Raw genomic sequence first — 19,492 nt, 5'->3', positions numbered from 1 at the left:
CCCTCCACTGGAGGGCTTTTTATGATCACCGGTTTATATGCGGCATTACTGGCACTAATCTATATTAAACTCAGTTTTAACATAATATCACTCAGACACAGACATAAAGTATCGCTTGGAGATGGTGGTATCGATGAACTGCAAAGTGCAATTCGGATCCACGGCAACTTTATCGAGTACACACCTTTCGTACTGTTAATGATGTTGTTACTCGAAACTCAACAAATCAACCCATATCTACTTCATGCTTTTGGCATTGCTTTTTTGTTTTCTCGAGTTGCACACTATGTTGCACTCGGTAAAACCAACTTTTCAATCAGAAAAGTAGCGATGGCGACAACATATGGAGTAATACTTATTTTAGCGTCATTCAACCTCGTGTATTACTTTATCTAAATATGACAAAACACAAATTTCTGGTAACGGGTTTACCACGAACGGGCACAACAAGTCTGTGTATTGCTGCATTAGGTGCTGGATACAAAACAGCACACACGGCATACACAAGGCAAGCGTTAGACTGCGCTGAGTTTATTGCTGACACGCCCGTTTTTGCTGACTATGAAAAACTATATGCTTTATATCCTGAAGTTAAAATAGTACATTTGACACGAGATTTTGAGCAATGGCTTCCCTCAATTAAGCGTTTGATGACGGCAATGAAAGAAAATTTACTGTCACAAAAAGGGGGCTTTAACGACACCATTAAGCGTTGTTATTTGGAAACTTTTCCTGATTTTGACAAACATTTTGAAGACGATGGTTATTGGCGGGATTGTTATAGCAAGCATCATGATAGGGTGCTTAGCTTTGCAAAAATGAATCATATTCCTATTATAATGGTCAATCTAACCGCAACTGATGCCGAGCAAACGCTTGCCGAATTTATAGGCGTGACTCAAGAAAAAGTGACCATTCCGCATGTCAATATCGGTGGTAAAGTCACTGCATGGAAGTGGTTTTCACACCCCAATAAAGTGGAATCGACACGTAATGGCAAAGCAGATAAAGACACAGCGCTCTTTAGCATGCAAGTTCGCTCGAGCGTCTGAGTTTGTTATACTCACCACAAGCTGTATATACAAGATAGAATTATGTTTGAATTAAAATATCACACACCTTTTAGCTGGACTGAAAAAGTCCTAGCCGACTTTGATACCTTTCTTCAAGATCACGCCGCTGCAGAAAAAAAAGCAGCCGGAATGGCGATGGCAATGCTTGGTCATTACCCAGACAGGATCAAGCTAGTAAAAGCGATGGCTGATCTCGCAATAGAAGAAATGATCCATTTTAAACAGGTACTTAAGATCTTAACCGAGCGTGGTACGCTACTAGGGAACGATCAAAAAGACCCCTATATAAAGCAAATGCGTGCATTGTTCCGCCAGGGCACAGATGAATATTTAATTGATAGATTGCTGATTGGCGCAGTAATTGAGGCTAGGGGCCATGAGCGTTTTTCTTTAGTTGCAGAAGCGCTTCCTGAAGGCAAAGAGAAAGACTTTTATGTTGCCATTGCCAAGTCAGAAGAAAAACACAAAAACCTCTTTGTGGAGCTCGGCTACGAGTATTTCGACAAATTAACGATAGACAAACGTTTAGAGGAAATTCTCATCGCAGAAGCGGGTATTTGTAAGCGTATTCCATTTAGCGCAGCGCTTCATTAGAATAAAATAACTGGGATTAAATAATAATAACAAGGACATAATAATATGAAATTAAATGCTTTTTTATGCTTCAGCTTCCTTTTAACAACAAATTTTGCTGCAAGTGCTGAGACTTTTAGCGCGTTGGATGCGTGGAAAGAACTCGATAATAACTTGCAAACCCATTACGCATATCTAGATGACTTTAAAGGTTACCAGCAAACTCGGCAACTATTTGAGAATAAGTTAAATAATTTAGATTCAAAGCAAGCATTTATTGACTTAAGCCAAGCATATTTACGCCACTTTACAGATCCGCATCTCAATCTTGGTCCATTAAATGAAGAGGATTACAGTGTGTATCCAACAGGTGCAGATATGTATGTCGAGTTTAATGATAACAGCGCACTTATTATTGACGTAAAACGGAGCAGCGATGCAGACGTTAAAGGGATAAAACCTGGAGATAAAGTGACAAGGATAGATGGCAATACAATATCGCAAGCCATCCAAGACGTAATGCAGGTGCCATTGAGTCAATTAAATAAGGCTCAGAAGAGTTACGCACTGAATATTGCGTTAGGAGGAAAACGTTATCAAAAACGCGAAATTGAATTTCAACGGGATACAAAGTTAGCAACTGTCGAACTTGCCGCAAGTTATGATGCGATAAATGCGCTAGGTAATGGGCCTAAAGTATCCTACGAAAAAATAGATGAATTTGGTCATATTCGATTTAATAACGCCATGGGCAACGCCCAAACCGTTGATGAGTTTAAAGCTGCATTAAAGCTCTTAGGTGAAGTGAAAGGTTATGTTATTGACCTTAGAAATACACCCAGCGGCGGGAATACTGGTGTCGCAGAACCCATACTTGGACATTTTACTGCTGCGCCAAGCGTGTATCAAAAGTACCGTACTCAAATGGGATCTGTACAATTCAACAAAGCAGAGTTAAAAGACGCGCTCACTAAACCAGCAAAGCAACAAATAAAGGTACCGTTTGTTGTACTTGCTGGGCGCTGGACTGGCAGTATTGGAGAAGGCATGACAATTGGCTTTGATGCTTTGGGTGCGGACGCAGTAATTGGCGCACCGATGGCTGATTTGCTTGGCGGCATCAAACGTCTCGTCCTTGATCAAAGTAACGCTTGGGTTGAAGTTGGGTTTGAACGCTTATATCACGTAAATGGTAGTTTTCGTGAAGACTTCGAACCAAATATAATTGTAGCTGGCGATATGGACAATAATGGTAGGGATGTAGCACTAGAAACAGCGGTGTCAGTTTTATATTCGAAAACGGATAAGCAGGTCAAAAAGTAGCCCATAAACATCCAGCGAAATTTTGATTGTACAAGAGAGTAAGTTAATCTCTCTTTTGATTTATTTTATTTAACATAATATAAATTATAGGATACAATTATTTCCAGTATTAGCAGCAGCAAGAAGCTAAATAAATCACCAATTAATGTCCAATACTAGACGGTATCGGACATTAATAAAAAGTTTACTGTATTTTCTATTGAGCTATGGTTTCGCTTTTTATAGTATGTGGTTGAATTTGTAATTTGAAGTATCGACATATGGAATTTGTAAGACCGCTAGAACCAATCTTGATAATTGATGACGCAGCTGAGATCAGAGATTTTCTGACACAGATTTTGGAAAACTTAGGGTTTGAAGAAGTTTATGGTTGTGAAGACTTTGATTCCGCAAAGCCACTACTAAAGCATAAACAGCCCAGTGTTGTCTTCTTAGATATTGAGCTTCCCGATACAGATGGTACCGAGATCCTATCCTACATTAACGAAAATTTTCCAGTAGCCCATGTCATCATGTGCTCAGGTCATAATAGTATGGAGAATGTTCAAAATACTTGGGAGCTTGGTGCTAAGGGCTTTATCGCTAAACCTTTCAATGCACATAAAGTGGATTCGGTAATGAAGCGTTTAGAGCTGGTTACATGAATGAAGAAATAAAGAAACTTACCGATGCGCTCTCTACCGTTATTTTAGAAAAGCCTGAACAAATAAAACTCGCGATCTGCAGTCTTTTGTGTCGCGGCCATCTTCTAATCGAAGATTTACCAGGTATGGGTAAGACGACGCTATCTCATTCTCTTGCTGATGTGTTAGGCCTGACATATCGTCGCGTGCAATTTACTAGCGATCTACTCCCAGCTGATATTACCGGCACTTCTATTTTTAACCGTGAACATCAGTCTTTTGAATTCCATCCTGGTCCAATTTTCAGCCAAGTTTTACTGGCCGATGAAATTAACCGCGCAAGTCCAAAAACTCAAAGCGCGTTGTTGGAGTCCATGGAAGAACATCAAGTAACCATCGATGGCGTAAGCCATGAGCTCCCTAGCCCATTTTTTGTGATTGCAACGCAAAATCCTCAGCATCAATCTGGCACGCATCCACTGCCTGAGTCACAACTAGACCGCTTTTTTATGCGTATAAGCTTAGGATACCCCTCGGAAATGGCAGAAGCGCAGCTAATTAAATTAGCTGGGAAAGCGAGAAAACTGACTCAAGCACCACAAGTGATCGATGGTAAAACACTGTTAGCCTATCAACAAGTTGTGCCTAACATTGTGCTAAGTGACGCTATTATTGATTACATCCTTCGCTTAGTTAACTACACACGCAGCTCAGGTCAATTTAGCGATCCTTTGTCGCCAAGAGCTAGCATCGCACTTGCAGCCGCAAGTCGTGCATATGCGTTTATTAGTGGTCGAGATTTCGTCATACCCGATGATGTTCAAGCCGTTTTCACTTCAGTCTGTGCCCATCGACTTGGCGTTACCACGACTAATGAAGCAGAAGTTCAGACACAGGTCTTTCAAAACGTACCGGTACATTAAGCATGATTAACCGCTTGAAACGGAAAGTTAAGCAGCATATTTATAAACGACATCAACGCTCAGAAATACGGTTATCTCATAATAATATCTACATACTGCCATCTAAGGATGGCGGTTTTTTTATCGCTGTGGCTTTGCTTAATTTTGTATTGGGGATCAACTATCAGAATAATCTAATCCTTGCAGTGTCCTACATTATGGCTGTGATGATGATAGCCGCCCTATTTTTAGGTTTTTTTAACTTGAACAATACAAATGTCCGATATTTGGGAAGTAATGCTAATTTTAGCCCATATAGTTCATCTATTAGACTCAGTATTTCATCTAGCGCAGAGATCCAATCACTTCGACTTTCAAGTGAATACAACCAAACGACTACCCATATTTCCGAAGTGAGTGATGAGAAAATTCTCGAGCTAAGTGCCCCTGAATTACCTCGTGGCGTATATGATACGGGGGTAATTAAAATCCTCAGCTACTTCCCATTTGGCCTTATTCGTACCTGGTCGTATATAAAACCAAACGATACTTTCTACGTGTACCCTACTCCATTGCCCGTTGTAGACACAGAGTTTAGCTTCGGCAGTGCCTCGAATACTAGCCAAAGCATACAACAGAAAGAGCGTTCAGTTGAGTTCGACCATCTCTCGCAATATCAAAAAGGGATGAGTTTAAGCCGCGTTTCTTGGAAGCATTACGCCAAGACGGAACAGATGTTAATTAAACAGAATGCACCGGAGTCGGCCGATTTACACCGCATTATTTTCGATTATTCTAAACTTTCAGGCAGCAAAGAAGAACGTCTGAGTAAACTTTGTACTATGGTGCTTGACGCCGATAAGCAACAAACAAGTTATGCCCTGTTACTTCAACAAAACAGGATCCCGTTCGGTCAAGGTGAAACCCATAAACTATGTTGCTTGGAGGCATTAAGTGAATTCTAGCTTCCCAAAATGGTACTACAGCACGTCACTATTTTTATGGCTGCTGAGCATTATTCTTGTCGATGATTTTGGTATCGGTTTTGTCGGGTTATGTACCGTTTTAACACTATGGCAAGCATCGAGGTTGGTGACTAAACCAAGCGTGTTAAGCATTCGCTTTATCAACTTGGTCACTTTACTCGGCGCCATTGCAACGGCCTCATTAATAGGTATAAAAAACAGCGTGAATGTTTTTGTGGCTTTGATGTTGGTTGCATCGCTACTGAAACAAGTGCATGCCACGCAAGCTCGCCAATTTACACAAATATGTATTTTGAATTTCTTTACTTATCCGTGCTTATTTCTTTTTACACAAAGTATATTTGCAGCATTTCTTGTATTGATTTTGCTGGCTGTTAATTTAGCTATCATGCTTAATCTCGAGCAAAACCTAAGGTTCAAACCTGCGCTTAAGGTAAGTGCAAAGGGATTGGTATTGGTGCTGCCTGTAGCTACCTTATTAGTCGTTTTTTTACCAAAACTCCCGGCATTTTGGCAGTTACCTGCACCGCAGAATCAAGCAAAAACAGGATTATCTGAGAATGTAGATCCTTTCAATATCGCAAACTTATCCCAGTCCAGCGACTTGGTGTTTAGGGCGTCATTTGAGAACACTCAACAAACTGGACCTTTCTATTGGCGTGCAATTATTCATGATGAATTTGACGGACGGCAATGGAAAGTCTCTGAGTATCAAGGTACTAATATCAGAGCGTTGCCCAAAGAGCCGATCGGCGCAGCAACCATTATTGCGCAGCCAAGTCAACTTCCTTGGTTGTATGGCCTGTCATACTCTTATTCGAAAAACGCTAAGTTGAATAGTAACGTGTTTGGCACGGTCTATTTGAAAAACCTATCAGCAAAACCTGTCGAGTATCAAATCGATTTCACTGACTTTGAACCCCAAGACTCGTTAAGGCCTTGGTATTATAGGCGTAACACCGCATTACCTGACGGCATTAATCAACAGGCAAGGCAACTGGCGCGCGACTGGGACAGTCAATCGACAACAACGAGCCAATTCATTGAATTAATGAAGCGCTATTTTTTGCAAAATGGTTTCGTCTATACCTTAACACCAACTACAGCCCAATCGAGCGATAGGATTGATGACTTTCTATTTAGCTCGTTTAACGGTTTTTGTGGTCATTACGCCTCTGCTGCGGCGTTTCTACTGCGAAGCGCGGGTATCCCCGCTCGCTTAGTATCAGGCTATCTGGGCGGTGAAAAAAATGACAATCAAGGCTATTACAGCGTTTATCAATATGACGCACATGCTTGGGTTGAATATTTTACACCGGGAATTGGCTGGCAACGCTTAGACCCAACTGCCTGGATTGCCCCAGAACGCATGACAGGGAGTCTTTCTCAGTTAGAACAATTATCGAGCGAGTTTAAAAGTGGTTTGGGCTACAGCTTAATTGGGTTGTCTAATTGGCAATCTATTAATTGGTTGCGATTACAGCTCGAGGAGCTTGACTATCAGTGGACTCGCGTCGTCATTAATTTTGACAAAGAAAAGCAAGGCGCACTGTTTAAAGAGTGGTTTGGGAGTAATGGTCAATTTTGGGCTGGGATATTTTCCCTGTTTATGCTGCTTTTGCTCTCAATTGCGCTATTTTACCTTAGCAAGCAGCTTACTCGGCATAAACGCCCTATCGAACTTGTCTATTACAATGCTATAGTGTCCGATTTCAAAGAGCACCTAAGTGGCACTACGGCGAAACAACATATTGTTGAGTTATGTAAGTTATTTCCTGAGTTAGAAGCGTCGCTTTGGCAGTTTTATCAATTAATTGAAAAGTCACAGTATCAACAAAAACCACTTAATAAACTTGAGCTTGGTGAGTTGAAGAGGTTGTATAAATCAATAAAAAGAAAGGCAAGAAAATAATGAATGCTGTTATTTTGGGCGTCTTGCTCATGCTGGGGTTAACCCTCTTTAGAATAAATGTAATTGTCGCCATGACAGTTAGTGCAATAGCTGCGGGCTTAGTGGCCGGTTTAGATTTGAAGACAACCTTAAACGCCTTTAATGATGGGCTATCTGGCGGCGCAGAAATAGCCTTAAGCTATGCCATGTTAGGTGGGTTTGCAGTTGCTATTTCAAAGTCTGGCTTAACTCAAATCCTCGCGCAAAAGCTGCTCAAATTGGTTAATGCCAATGATAGCGAAGGTTCAACGTTTTTAAGCATGTTTATAATGGTCATCATCTTGGCTTGCTCGATTGCCTCGCAAAACCTTGTGCCTGTCCATATTGCGTTTATTCCGATCCTCATTCCACCGCTATTAGTCGTACTGAACAAGCTGACGATAGACCGCCGTGCGATTGCGTGTATTTTAACGTTTGGCTTAGCGACCAGTTATATGGTGTTGCCATATGGATTCGGTGGCATTTACCTTTACTCTATTTTGCATAAAAACCTTGTAGATAATGGTTTAGAATTGGTTAAGTTCGACGTGCCATACGCTATGGTGATCCCAGCGCTTGGTATGTTGATAGGACTGTTGGTTGCCGTTTTCATTACTTATCGTAAAAAGCGAGATTATGAAGTGAGTCAACAGCAAAGTACTCAGTCAAACACTGTACCTGAAGGCCAAGAAGCAACTAAAGTCATGATCGTCGGCGGTGCTGCGGTGCTGGCTTCTCTCATTGCACAAAATAACAGTGGCTCAATGATATTAGGTGGGCTCGTTGGCGTGATGATTTTTAGCCTCTTTGGCATTGTGAAATGGGAGCAAAACTCCGATGTTTTCAGTAAAGGTGTGGCAATGATGGCAATGATAGGTTTTATCATGATCTCTGCTCAAGGCTTTGCTTCTGTCATGAAAGCAACGGGCGATGTGGCAAGTTTAGTAGCAAGTTGTGCCGATTTTGTTGGCGATAATAAACCTCTTGCCGCTGCGATGATTTTGCTTGTTGGATTACTTATTACCATGGGAATTGGCAGTTCATTTTCAACCGTGCCAATCATTGCCACGCTATTTGTACCTTTGTCTCTAGAGGTTGGCTTTTCCGCTATGGCTACCGCCGCTTTGGTGGGAACCGCAGGTGCATTAGGCGACGCGGGCTCTCCTGCATCAGATTCCACACTTGGACCCACTTCTGGCTTAAATGCCGACGGCCAGCACGATCACATATGGGATTCCGTGGTGCCAACATTCATTCACTTCAACATCCCACTACTCTGCTTCGGCTGGATAGCCGCGATGGTGTTATAGGTTTATATATCCATGATCGTATCAAGGCTCCCCGCCTTGATACCTTTAGCTCACAAACATACTCTATTTTCTTTGTCTCTAATGTCGCTTTTGTCTTATTAGTTTTCTTGTGCTATACCAATAGGTAAGAGAATTAAAGCAATAAGACTATGCAAACACTTAAACCAAGCGAAATCGCCAGCTACTGTAACGTACACCAACGCAGTGTAAGTCGTTGGATTGCCAATGGCGAATTAAAAGGTCATAAGCTTCCTGGACGCGGTAACTACCGTGTCTTACTTGAAGACTTTTTATCCTTTTTAAACAAGCACAAAATCCCCCTTTCGCAAGACTTTATTAGCGACTATCAAATCGCAGAAAGTGGTCTACACTCTGATAAAGAACGGGATTTAGCTAAGGTGCTTATCATTGATGACGAGCCCCAATATAGAAAAGCGATAAGACGAGTGATAGGCAACGATTATTTGATACAAGAAGCTGGGGATGGCTTTATGGCAGGCATTGCCATCTCTGAGTTTAAACCAAGTTTAATCACGCTCGATCTTTCCATGCCGGGAATGGATGGCTTTCAAGTGATCTCATTTATCCGCGAAAAAGAAGAATTTAAAGCGATTAAGATTTTGGTGATCTCTGCGCTAAATGATGTAGAACTTGAAAAGGCCAAAACGATGGGCGCCAACGATGCCCTTTCTAAACCGTTTGATAACTCTATTCTGTTAGAAAAAATTAATGCGCTAATACAGGGGTAGCTATGAATGCACCTATCATGTTGGTTGATGATGAAATTGATATTCTAAAGTCGCTTAAGCGCACTCTGCGTTTACAGCATTATGAAGTGGTATATACCGATGACCCAAGACAAGCGCTCGGTTTAATACAAGAGCACAAACCGCATGTGCTTATTACTGATTTCAGAATGCCCAACATGAATGGCCAAGAGCTTATCCAAGAAGTGAAAAAGCATGATCCCAGTATTGAATGCATTGTGCTCAGTGGGCAAGCTGATTATGACGATATGAAGTCGCTGATCAACGCGAATAACACCTTTAAGTTTTTATCCAAGCCTTGGAATAACGAAGAACTGTACACAACGATAGAAGCGGCACTCACAAACCATCACAAAAACGAATTAAAAACCCAGATATTGCGTAACAATAATGCACCTTTAGTCGAAGTTAATACCATAGGTAATGTCATTGACTGTAATTACGCTTACACGGAATTAGTGTTAAACGAGGTCAATAAAGGCAACTTCTTTCAACTGTTTAATTTTGAAAGTGATAAATGCCTTGATGATTTTACTGAGCGCAGAATTGCAACATTAAAAAGCTCTGGGGTGTTATGTCAAGTTGAGCTCAAGCTAAAAACAGAATCCAGCTACCTACTTATCATTAAACCCCTCTCCAGCGAGCAGGATAAATATCCAAACTTCTATCAGAGCAAACTGGGCTTTCTTGAACATATCAATCGCACCGATAACTCTGTCATGATCTGCCTGAAAATTCGAGATTTATTGGTTAAGAATATTATTTCTAATACTCCAATATATTCAGATACGTTTAAAAAAATCATAGATCATGCTCTACTGAGCGAAGCGACTCATTTTTCGATGCTTGAAATCAGCTTTGATCAAGCCATTTTCTGGCTAGATTCAGTACAAAGTGAAATTGAGGTACACAAATTTTTAGATGAGTTAATCAACTCAATTAAACAATTTTTCATTCGCAAAAATATCCAAATCAAGTTCTCTGTCTCGTACACCATGATTGAGCCTAAGCAACCACTCTCGGAAGCAATAGACAGTTTAGTTATCTATACCCAATTTGTTTGCGAGTCTCGCACTGACTTCTATATGCGTTATTCGCAATCACTGCTTTCAGAAAAGCTAAACGAGCATAAAGTCTCTGAGGCATTATTTAACGCCGTTGATAATGATGAGTTTTATCTAAGGTTCCAGCCTAAGCTTAATTTAAATGAACATTCAATCAATAGTTGCGAAGTGTTAATTCGCTGGAAGAACACCCAGTTTGGCGCTAACTCACCAGATTATTTTATTCCGTTGGCAGAAAAAGACGGACAAATAGTCAAAATAGGAACTTGGGTACTTGAGCAGGCGTGTATCGCACTGTGCGAATGGCAAAAGGAAGAACTTGAGATCCAAAAAGTTGCAGTGAATGTTTCACCTTATCAACTTTCCGATCCCTGCTTTGTACAAACCATGTATTCGATTATTGAAAGGTATTCGCTCAAACCCGAGCAATTCGAGTTAGAAATCACCGAGAACTTTGTTTTAGAAAATCTCGAGCAAGCTAAAACTAAATTACTACAATTAAAAGAAATCGGATTCTCCATTGCCATCGATGACTTTGGTACGGGATATTCCTCACTGGGCTATATTTCAAAATTGCCAGTGGATGTTATCAAAATTGACAAAAGCCTGATTGAAAATATCGACAGTTCAAAATCAGCTCGAGATCTTGTCCAAAATGTTATTCGATTAGTTCACGACCTTGAATTAAAAGTTGTCGCTGAAGGTATAGAAACCGTGGAACAGCTTGAAATTCTAGAACAGTTAAAATGCGATGAAGTACAAGGATATCTCATCGGAAAACCTGTTTTGCTTGAGGAGTTTACTCACTATGTCTATTAAAAGCCAAGTGCCACGGATTGTGCTCGTTGATGACGATGAGTTAATGTTGAAGTCGCTCCACCGCCACTTCAAAATCAGCATGGAAGGCGCTGAGATACTGACCTTTTCATCACCTAAACAATTCATAGAATCCCTAGATACGTTAGCGAGCATAGACATCTTTGTGAGTGACTACCTTATGCCATCGATTAACGGTGTTGAATTAATCAATATCGTGAGGCGCCGTTATCCGCAAGTCCTCACCGTGTTATTAACGGGCGATACCACGGGCAAGGTACTGTGCAAATCTTCAATTTCTGCGACCTTTATCATCGCTAAGCCATTTCGAAGAGAAGAATTCGATGAGGTTATCACCGCTTTTTATCGACTCAATGAGCTGCCTTTAAGAGAAGCAATAAAGCGTGCGTTAAATGAAACTTTCATTGGAAACGAATTGCCTATCTTGCTAAGTAAAATTGAAGACATTGATTTAGATTTTCACAAGCTTGAAGCGATGCTAGAACAAGAGGTGCTCATTCAAGCTAAATTATTCCACCTGTGTAACAGTGCTTATGTGGGATTATCGACGAAGCAATACTCCCTCTCTACCGCGATTAAGACGCTCGGTGTAGATTTAGTGTCTGCAATTATTGTCTCTGTGTGTTATCACAATATGGTTGCAGCCAGATATGATATCGCGAACTGTGAGCAGTTAAGCGATATTAACTTTAAAAAGGTCAAGTTACTTAAGGAATTGGTACACAAGCTACATGACGCATCAATTGACTCTGAGCGTGTTGTTTTTCTTCAATCCTTATTATTTCTAGGTGAGCTCGGCTCAGAAATAGCTCAGCTTATTACCGAAAGTCAATGTCATTCCCCACAGAGTTGCTATATCGAGAAATTACACATCGCCCTTTATACAGCCACGCTAATTGGCTACGAGTCAGCCATCACAGATCAATTGTATGCACTCATTAATGCCCTAGAAACGGCTAGCTCAGATTGCAATGCCACTAAGCTATTGTTGCTTATAGACACTATCACCAATAAAGAAGTCAATCAGACGGTGATCAACACCTTTTTTGATCAAAAGAGCCAAGATTGGTTGGAGCTTTTCTATGAACTCAGAAGCAAATACTTTAGTTAGTTACAAAGTACTGATATTAGACGATGAAACGTCAATACTTAAGGCGTTAAAACGAGTCATACGGCTGCCTTCGGTAGAGGTTGTCAGTTTTGATAATCCTTTTGAAGCTCTTGAGTACATAGACACGCACCCCGTTCAGGTTATTATCTCTGATTTTAGAATGCCGCTCATGAATGGTGGAGATTTTCTAAAACGAGCCAAAAAAATAAACCCTGGTGCAATTGGCCTAATTCTTAGCGGTTATACCGACTCCGATATGCTTATTGATATGATTAATAGCAAGGTTGCGCATAAGTTTTTGTGTAAACCATGGGAGAACGACAAATTACTCGAAGAAGTTAATGCAGCAATAGACGTATACAATAATAATTATTTTAAAACGGTTTTACAGGAACAACTAAAAAACCGTGATTGCCCACGGGTATTAATCAATAATGAAGGCCAAGTTGTCGAGCATAATCTCAGCAAAGACATAGAATCTCAGATACTTGTAGAGTTCTCGGCATGCTTTAGTGGTAATGGCATCTACCACACTCCTCTTGGTGTTTTAAGATGTGAGATCCGCAGCAATCCAAAAGACGAAGAGTTCTATCTGATCACCATAGAAAAAGTCGAAGTTACAGACGAAATTAACGTCTATGAAGTTATCACCGAACTGCTATTATGTTACTCGATAAACCCCGTGCTCACTTACTATGCGTTGCCAACTTGCGAACTCACCACACCGAAATTGGCAGCTGCAGCTCAAGAAGTTTTCAGAAACTACAAAATATTACCATCACCGACCCATAACTATCTATTCGTACTGGATAACATTGAGCAATCCTTACTGCCAAGAAAGCAGATAGAGCTAGAAATTCAGTTGGAAAAGTTACTCGATACCGCGCTACCTCACGAGATACAAAGTAACACCACTCAACTTGCTGCATTTTTAAATAATGGAGAGTAGGCGTGGATACTTTTGCAAAAGTTGAATTAACACAAGATTTAGTCGAATCAAGCTTTCCGCTCGCCGACCTCAATACGCTACTTACCTCCCTATCTGATTATTTTGAGGTACCAATAACTTTAGTCACTGTAATCGAAGGGCAATGGCAACATCTGATCGCCAGACATGGGATCCTAGCCGATAGGACACCGGAGCAAGATGCTTTTTGTAAGAGCTTAATCAAACATAACAGGTCTTTGCTTGTTCCAGATACCGCCTTGGATGAAAATTATGCCAATAACCCGCTCGTGACTGCCGAGCCCTACATTCGCTCATACTTGGGTGTACCTTTTAGACTCGACGGCAAGCCAATCGGTGGCGTATGTTTAATCGATACCAAACCGAAAAACTATGCCGAGCGAGATGTTCATTTACTCGAGACGATCAGCGGTCTTATCACCAATATTTTAGAGCTACAAAAAAACTATTCGTTATACCTCGAAGATCAAGAGTTAATCCGCTTTTCACCAATCGTGTTAATTAAGTGGAAGTACAATAATGGGCTGCGCATTCGTACGGTTTCTCCGAATATTGAGCGCGTGATTGGTATTGACGCTTTTCACTTATGCTCCGGGGAATTGCATTTTGAAGACTTACTCACCGAGCCAAGTGTTGAGAAATTTCATTTTAACTTACAAAACCACTTGGATGGTTTAGAAGCGTCTGAAATTTTGCTAGAGATGGCATTAGACTCAAAACAGATCTGGATCCGTATGATCACCGTGGCGCACTTTAACCACGACGGCAGAATGACAAGCATTCAGGCTTTTATTACCGAAAATACTGCGCAAAAGTACACCGAAGACAAACTCAATGAGACGAACCGACAGATGCGGCTGTTGCTAGAAGCCTCGGAGCTAGGTACATGGGATTGGAATATTCCAGCAGATATCAATAAAGTTAATAAAAAGTGGTGTGATATGCTTGGAATTGAATTTGAATACGTTGAGACCAGTGTTAATTACTTCCGCCAACTTATTCATCCAGCCGATCGTAGTCACGTAGAAAGAGACCTAGCCAAACACCTACAAGGGTTAACCGATGCCTACACCACGTCCTATAGAATGAAACATGCCGATGGCCACTGGGTGTGGATAGAAACCTATGGCAAAGTGGTTGAACGCGATAATAGTGGGAGAGCACTGCGCCTTGCTGGTACTCACCGGGATATTACCTACCGGATGGAAGCACAGTTGCAAGAGCGAAAGCAAAAGCAATTACTGTCTTTTATCAGTAAAGCACAGTCAGCCTATTTAAAGACAGGTGATCTGTCTAAATCATGCCGTGAAATTCTAGAAGAGCTCATCGACATTGCGGATAGCCAATTTGCGCTGATCGGCGAGCTTGAGCATACCGCCGGTGTACCAAGGCTCTTTATTCATGCCATTTCAGAAATGCAGTGGAATGATTTAAGCTCTCAATTGGTACAGAGATATTATGATAACGATCTCTATTTTACTGATTTTAATAATCTGTTTGGATCAGTGATCCTGACGGGAAAAACCGTCATTAGTAATGAACGAGGCAAGCACCCTGCGTCGAAAGGCACGCCAAAAGGACACCCAAGGATCTCTAAGTTTTTAGGGCTGCCGATAAAGCTCAATGGCGAATTGGTCGGTATGATAGGACTTGCGAATAAGTTTTTTGACTATACCGAAGAAGATGCAAAATTCTTACAACCACTGGTCGATTCTCTAGCGGGTTTATACTATGCGGTTAAACTCGATAAAGAGCGCCAAGAAGCAGAAAACAAACTGCTTGAACTTGCAATGACCGACACCTTATCAGGCCTGCCCAACCGACGTGCCTTTATGGAAAAAGCCGCCGAAGTTGGTGAGATATCCTTCCCCTATTTAATTGGTATGGTAGATATCGATAACTTTAAGTCTATTAACGATACCTACGGTCATGATGCTGGTGACAAAGCTATTAAACTGATTGCTTACACCATAAAGGATGCGCTACGCAGTGATGATTTTACTGCGCGAATGGGAGGTGAGGAGTTTGCATTTGTGTTACTTGATGCCACACATGGATCATCTAGCGGACTGATCGAGACCATCAGAGAATCTATATCCAACTTGGAAATTACTCTGTCAGAAGAAGAGAAAATACATCTCACGGTCAGCATTGGTGTAAAAGCAGTACTTCCCGAGATGGAAAAAATGTCTATTACAGGACATTTAAATGATGCTGATAAAGCTTTGTATGAGGCTAAACATACTGGCAAAAATAAAGTAGTTTGGTTCGAATAACAAAATATTTCATATTGCTTGATATACTTTAATTTCGCGTCAGAAATAAAAATGGAAAAATGATGAAACAGCTCTCACTTAACCTAGCTGCACTTGGATTTTTAGTCACCTCATCTGTAGCTTATGCCGATTATACTGCTGAGTTAGAAATTGACCGAATGCAGGACACACCGTTTAAAGAGTGTAGCGACTACACTTTTCGCCAAGTTATGAATAATTTTTTTACCGAACTCACTTGGGATTATCTCACAAGCGATTGGGGTAGAAACTACATAAATATTGATGGTTATGTAGAAGAAGAAGGCGAAAAGTTTGATTTTCTTCTTCAATACGAAGTCAAATCTGATGGGACGTTTGAATTTAACGCTATGGAGTTCTTAGGAAAAGCAAAAGACGACTCGTTTATTATCATGATGCTCGACAAGATTTGCTATCATTCAACCGGTGATTAGCGCTTCAACTCGAAGCGCTAATCTGCTTCTAAATTTAGTCTACTGTAACTTTGCACTGGATGGGCTGTTGATAATAACCCCAAGTTAATATTGCTACATTACTTTGTACTTTAAGGTGATAATCGCCACCGCGGTAATGAGTATCACTGGCAGAGTTATCGATGAACATCAGCTTTTCACTGTCATTAAATTCTGCGACTATGCTTAGTGGCTGAGTATCATAGTAAAAAACGGATAATAACTTATCGTTACAGAGATACGTCGTATGCCCGGAGCTAGTCACTAATGCAAAACGAGCCTCAAGCTCGGCAATACGGTGAATATACGACTGCTTCAAGCAATGCGTGCTATCGCTAGATTTCCAACACGCATTGCGCCCTTTTATCCACCCTCTTTGCTCGGCTTTAAGCTGCTTCGAATGCGGCTCTTTTACAATTTTTTTATACACAGAATTTAGCCTGCGATCCAGTCGAGACAACGCCGCACTATCACAAATAACGGCTTCCATGCTTCCTGCTCTTACCTCGTTACAAGCGAATGAAGGCGTATGTAGGGTATGTTGTTTTAAGTGCTCGTCAATATAGCGACACCAATCCTGCGTGCTACGGTCAGGCTTATCCGAGTAACTTCTTACACCAAGTTTAAACTCAATGACCGATTGCCATTCTTGGCTGCCAAGATCAGGACCATGCCCGCTACCATCGCCACTTATTAAAAGATCATCGACCTCTGTCATCCACTGCTCGCCACAGTGAAACGCTTCAACGTTCAATTTCTCGGTGGGTGTTAAAACTGTCCTATTTTGTGACGCACATCCAAATAGAGTGATGGCTATAACTACAGCCAATCCATGATAAAAATTACGGGTTAATGTAGTCGCTTTCAAGCTAATTTCCTTTTAATCGCGTAAACAAGAGTTGAGCTCACCCCAACAGTAACGTCATGAAAAACATTGAGTTATTGTCATCGGCACATCCGCTAGAGTCACTTCTTTACTGTGAGCATTTAGCTTAATGGCCTCTTTTGGCATTCCAAATACAATGCTGGAGTTTTCATCTTGTGCATAAGTCTTCGCCCCCGATTTCTTCATTTCTAACAAACCAAATGCACCATCTGCGCCCATTCCGGTTAATATAAATCCGATAGCATTGCTTCTAACTTGCTTCGCAACAGATTGAAACAATACATTGACCGAAGGCTTATGGCGCTGCACTGGCGGCCCATCTTTGAGCTGAGTGTAATAGAATGCACCACGACGAACAAGCTGAAGGTGATGGCTTCCTGGCGCGATGTACACATGGTTAGCCAGTACGCGTTCGTTATGCTCAGCCTCCTTAATCTTTAATTTTGAAATATCATTTAGCCTTTGAGCAAAGGCTTTAGTGAAGTTGGCTGGCATATGTTGTACCACCACAATACCAGGCAATTCGGGTTCTAATTGACTAAATATGTACTCAAGCGCTTGCGTCCCCCCTGTCGAAGTGCCGATGGCTACCACTTTATCAGTGGTATTAATGGCAAGGTTGGTAGTGCTCATTGCAACATTGATAGCAGGCGCACAGCTTATGTCTTCCGTAGAGGACTTTGGTCTGTAGAATCTCGCTTGCTTAACCACTTTAATAAATTGCTCGCGTTGAGACTCAAGAAATGATTTTAAGCCACACTCTGGTTTAGTTAAGATTTCAAATGCGCCAAGGGAGAGTGCCTCTACCGACAATTGAGCACCTGTGGTTGTTAGCGATGAACAAATGATCACGGGGATAGGTTTATTGGCCATGAGCCAGCGTAAAAAGGTAATACCATCCATCTGTGGCATTTCTATATCAAGAATAATTACATCTGGCGGCTCTGCCAACACGCTGGGCTGCGCCAAGACAGGGTTGCTAAACACCTTAGTCACGCAGATTTCAGGCGAATACTCCAACATCGCAGTGACCGTTTGCCTTACCACAGCAGAGTCATCGATAATATAGACGGAAATTTTATTCGACATCAGGTTGCTCTCCTGCTCGATAACGCAACATGAAAACGGTCTACCCGGCAAGCGCCGTCCTTGAGATCCACTTGAATTCTCCGATAATAAGGGCCGCCAACATCACGCGCAATAAGCCTAAATCCATAATCGTCAATCAGCTTATGACTCATTTCGATGTTTCGCATACCGACAGTCTCTGAACAAGACGTTTTGAACATCTCTCCACCACCAAAAAGCTTAATCTCCACACAACCCTCAGGGATACTAAACCGCTTTAAATATTGGCGAACCAACGAAAAAGTCTTATCGACATATTTAGCCGGCTCATCGTCATTCGGCTTTTCTGTGGTTGGCAATAGCATATGACTCACAACAACTAGTTGGTGCTGCTTAGACACTAAAACAAATGAAACACAGGACCCCAGCAAGGTATTGAGCGTTGCTGGACGAAATGACTCAATCGCCAAACTACCCGGCTGCAAAAATATTGATTCAACGTCTCTGTTTGGCATCAACATTTTGCATACACCGCAGGGGCGATTGATTCAAATTTGTCATACACGCCATTTAAGCTCTCGGAGTGTCCTAAAAACAAAAAACCTTGCTTCGGCATCGCCCTATAAATATTCTCGAGGATTTTTACCTTTTCATCTTTTTCAAAATAGATCAGTGCATTACGGAGGAATATTATGTCAGCTTTACCACCGATATAAGGCACAAGTAGATTATTTTTGAAAAAATTAACTTTATGATAGAGCTCATCATTCACCATGATATAGCCGGTCTTCTCTCCGACGCCATTTAGACAGTATTTCCTTAGGTATTCGTCAGGAATGTTTTTAGCACGATGTAAGGGGTAAATTGCCTTTTTCGCTAAATCCAGCATCCGCTCAGAAATATCGCTGGCACGCACCACCCAATTCCCGTGACCATAATGCTCCTGCGTGCACATGGCCAAGGTGTATGCTTCCTCGCCAGAAGAGCAAGCCGCACACCAAATATCTGGTGCAGACTTTTGGTAGTACGTGGTAAACAGCTCTGCGAGCTTTTCAAAGTGTTTACGCTCTCTGAAGAAATAGGTTTCATTGGTAGTCAGCAAGTCGATGCACATATTTCGCTCACCTTTGTTATTGGGTATTTTTAGATACTCAATGTACTCACCATAGCTACTTAATCCTAAAATCCTCAGTCTTTGATTTAGTCGTCCACAGACTAAGTTCTTTTTATGATCCCTAAGATGTATTCCTGATTCGGCTTTGAAGAAGTCAGCAATACAGGTAAATTCTTGATCGCTAATAAAGTCCCCAATCATATGGCACCTCC

Annotated in this window: 19 protein-coding genes; 15 read left to right on the top strand and 4 right to left on the bottom strand. The window is 41.3% G+C overall.

Annotation, left to right across the window (positions count from 1 at the left end; all coding sequences use genetic code 11):
• Window positions 1-21 precede the first annotated feature (21 nt).
• The 15 genes from QSH61_RS09385 (at window position 22) to QSH61_RS09315 (ending at window position 16,194) form a co-directional block, all read left to right on the top strand.
• Window positions 22-396: an MAPEG family protein gene (locus QSH61_RS09385; RefSeq protein WP_017217387.1), complete on the top strand. Its 375-nt coding sequence runs from the start codon at window positions 22-24 to the stop codon at window positions 394-396.
• Window positions 397-398: 2 nt separating this feature from the next.
• Entirely contained in the window at window positions 399-1,052 is a 654-nt protein-coding gene (locus tag QSH61_RS09380) for a sulfotransferase family protein (protein ID WP_174168867.1), read from the top strand.
• Window positions 1,053-1,094: 42 nt separating this feature from the next.
• Window positions 1,095-1,667: a MiaE family protein gene (locus QSH61_RS09375; RefSeq protein ID WP_174168868.1), complete on the top strand. Its 573-nt coding sequence runs from the start codon at window positions 1,095-1,097 to the stop codon at window positions 1,665-1,667.
• 45 nt (window positions 1,668-1,712) lie between these two features.
• A complete protein-coding gene (locus QSH61_RS09370; protein WP_206472949.1) occupies window positions 1,713-2,969 on the top strand; it encodes a S41 family peptidase in 1,257 nt (418 codons plus the stop codon).
• A 260-nt stretch (window positions 2,970-3,229) separates the two neighbouring features.
• Complete coding sequence (locus QSH61_RS09365) at window positions 3,230-3,613, top strand: response regulator (protein ID WP_206472947.1); 384 nt, start codon at window positions 3,230-3,232, stop codon at window positions 3,611-3,613.
• Window positions 3,610-4,515: an AAA family ATPase gene (locus QSH61_RS09360; RefSeq protein ID WP_010604759.1), complete on the top strand. Its 906-nt coding sequence runs from the start codon at window positions 3,610-3,612 to the stop codon at window positions 4,513-4,515. Before QSH61_RS09365 ends, QSH61_RS09360 begins: the two co-directional genes overlap by 4 nt.
• 14 nt (window positions 4,516-4,529) lie before the next feature.
• Window positions 4,530-5,459, top strand: a complete 930-nt coding sequence (locus QSH61_RS09355; RefSeq protein WP_248298726.1) for a DUF58 domain-containing protein — start codon at window positions 4,530-4,532, stop codon at window positions 5,457-5,459.
• Window positions 5,449-7,392 (top strand): transglutaminase TgpA family protein, encoded by a 1,944-nt coding sequence (locus QSH61_RS09350; protein ID WP_206472943.1) that lies wholly within the window; start codon window positions 5,449-5,451, stop codon window positions 7,390-7,392. Before QSH61_RS09355 ends, QSH61_RS09350 begins: the two co-directional genes overlap by 11 nt.
• Complete coding sequence (locus QSH61_RS09345) at window positions 7,392-8,720, top strand: Na+/H+ antiporter family protein (RefSeq protein ID WP_010604756.1); 1,329 nt, start codon at window positions 7,392-7,394, stop codon at window positions 8,718-8,720. The genes QSH61_RS09350 and QSH61_RS09345 overlap by 1 nt, the downstream gene beginning before the upstream one ends.
• Before the next feature lie 149 nt (window positions 8,721-8,869).
• Entirely contained in the window at window positions 8,870-9,469 is a 600-nt protein-coding gene (locus QSH61_RS09340) for a response regulator (protein WP_206472941.1), read from the top strand.
• A 2-nt stretch (window positions 9,470-9,471) separates the two neighbouring features.
• Complete coding sequence (locus QSH61_RS09335; RefSeq protein ID WP_206472939.1) at window positions 9,472-11,370, top strand: EAL domain-containing response regulator; 1,899 nt, start codon at window positions 9,472-9,474, stop codon at window positions 11,368-11,370.
• A complete protein-coding gene (locus QSH61_RS09330; RefSeq protein WP_206472936.1) occupies window positions 11,360-12,499 on the top strand; it encodes a response regulator in 1,140 nt (379 codons plus the stop codon). Before QSH61_RS09335 ends, QSH61_RS09330 begins: the two co-directional genes overlap by 11 nt.
• Window positions 12,471-13,448 carry a response regulator gene (locus QSH61_RS09325; protein ID WP_174168873.1) on the top strand — a complete coding sequence of 326 codons (978 nt, stop codon included), beginning with the start codon at window positions 12,471-12,473 and terminating at the stop codon, window positions 13,446-13,448. Before QSH61_RS09330 ends, QSH61_RS09325 begins: the two co-directional genes overlap by 29 nt.
• A gap of 2 nt (window positions 13,449-13,450) precedes the next feature.
• Entirely contained in the window at window positions 13,451-15,742 is a 2,292-nt protein-coding gene (locus tag QSH61_RS09320; protein WP_206472935.1) for a sensor domain-containing diguanylate cyclase, read from the top strand.
• Between the two features lie 62 nt (window positions 15,743-15,804).
• A complete protein-coding gene (locus QSH61_RS09315; RefSeq protein WP_010604750.1) occupies window positions 15,805-16,194 on the top strand; it encodes a hypothetical protein in 390 nt (129 codons plus the stop codon).
• A gap of 34 nt (window positions 16,195-16,228) precedes the next feature.
• Here QSH61_RS09315 and QSH61_RS09310 read toward each other — a convergent pair whose 3' ends face one another.
• From QSH61_RS09310 to QSH61_RS09295, 4 genes are read right to left on the bottom strand one after another with little or no spacing between them, the layout of a single operon-like run.
• Window positions 16,229-17,080: a lysozyme inhibitor LprI family protein gene (locus QSH61_RS09310; RefSeq protein WP_206472930.1), complete on the bottom strand. Its 852-nt coding sequence runs from the start codon at window positions 17,078-17,080 to the stop codon at window positions 16,229-16,231.
• Window positions 17,081-17,134: 54 nt separating this feature from the next.
• Window positions 17,135-18,187: a protein-glutamate methylesterase/protein-glutamine glutaminase gene (locus QSH61_RS09305; protein WP_206472928.1), complete on the bottom strand. Its 1,053-nt coding sequence runs from the start codon at window positions 18,185-18,187 to the stop codon at window positions 17,135-17,137.
• Entirely contained in the window at window positions 18,187-18,687 is a 501-nt protein-coding gene (locus tag QSH61_RS09300) for a chemotaxis protein CheD (RefSeq protein WP_227387129.1), read from the bottom strand. The genes QSH61_RS09305 and QSH61_RS09300 overlap by 1 nt, the downstream gene beginning before the upstream one ends.
• Window positions 18,681-19,481, bottom strand: a complete 801-nt coding sequence (locus QSH61_RS09295) for a CheR family methyltransferase (RefSeq protein WP_010604746.1) — start codon at window positions 19,479-19,481, stop codon at window positions 18,681-18,683. The genes QSH61_RS09300 and QSH61_RS09295 overlap by 7 nt, the downstream gene beginning before the upstream one ends.
• Window positions 19,482-19,492 lie beyond the last annotated feature (11 nt).

The organism is Pseudoalteromonas sp. JC3 (assembly GCF_030291895.1).
Classification (GTDB): Bacteria; Pseudomonadota; Gammaproteobacteria; order Enterobacterales; family Alteromonadaceae; genus Pseudoalteromonas.
The sequence above is the reverse complement of the archived record's forward strand: the minus strand, read 5'-3'. Positions and strand labels throughout refer to the sequence as shown.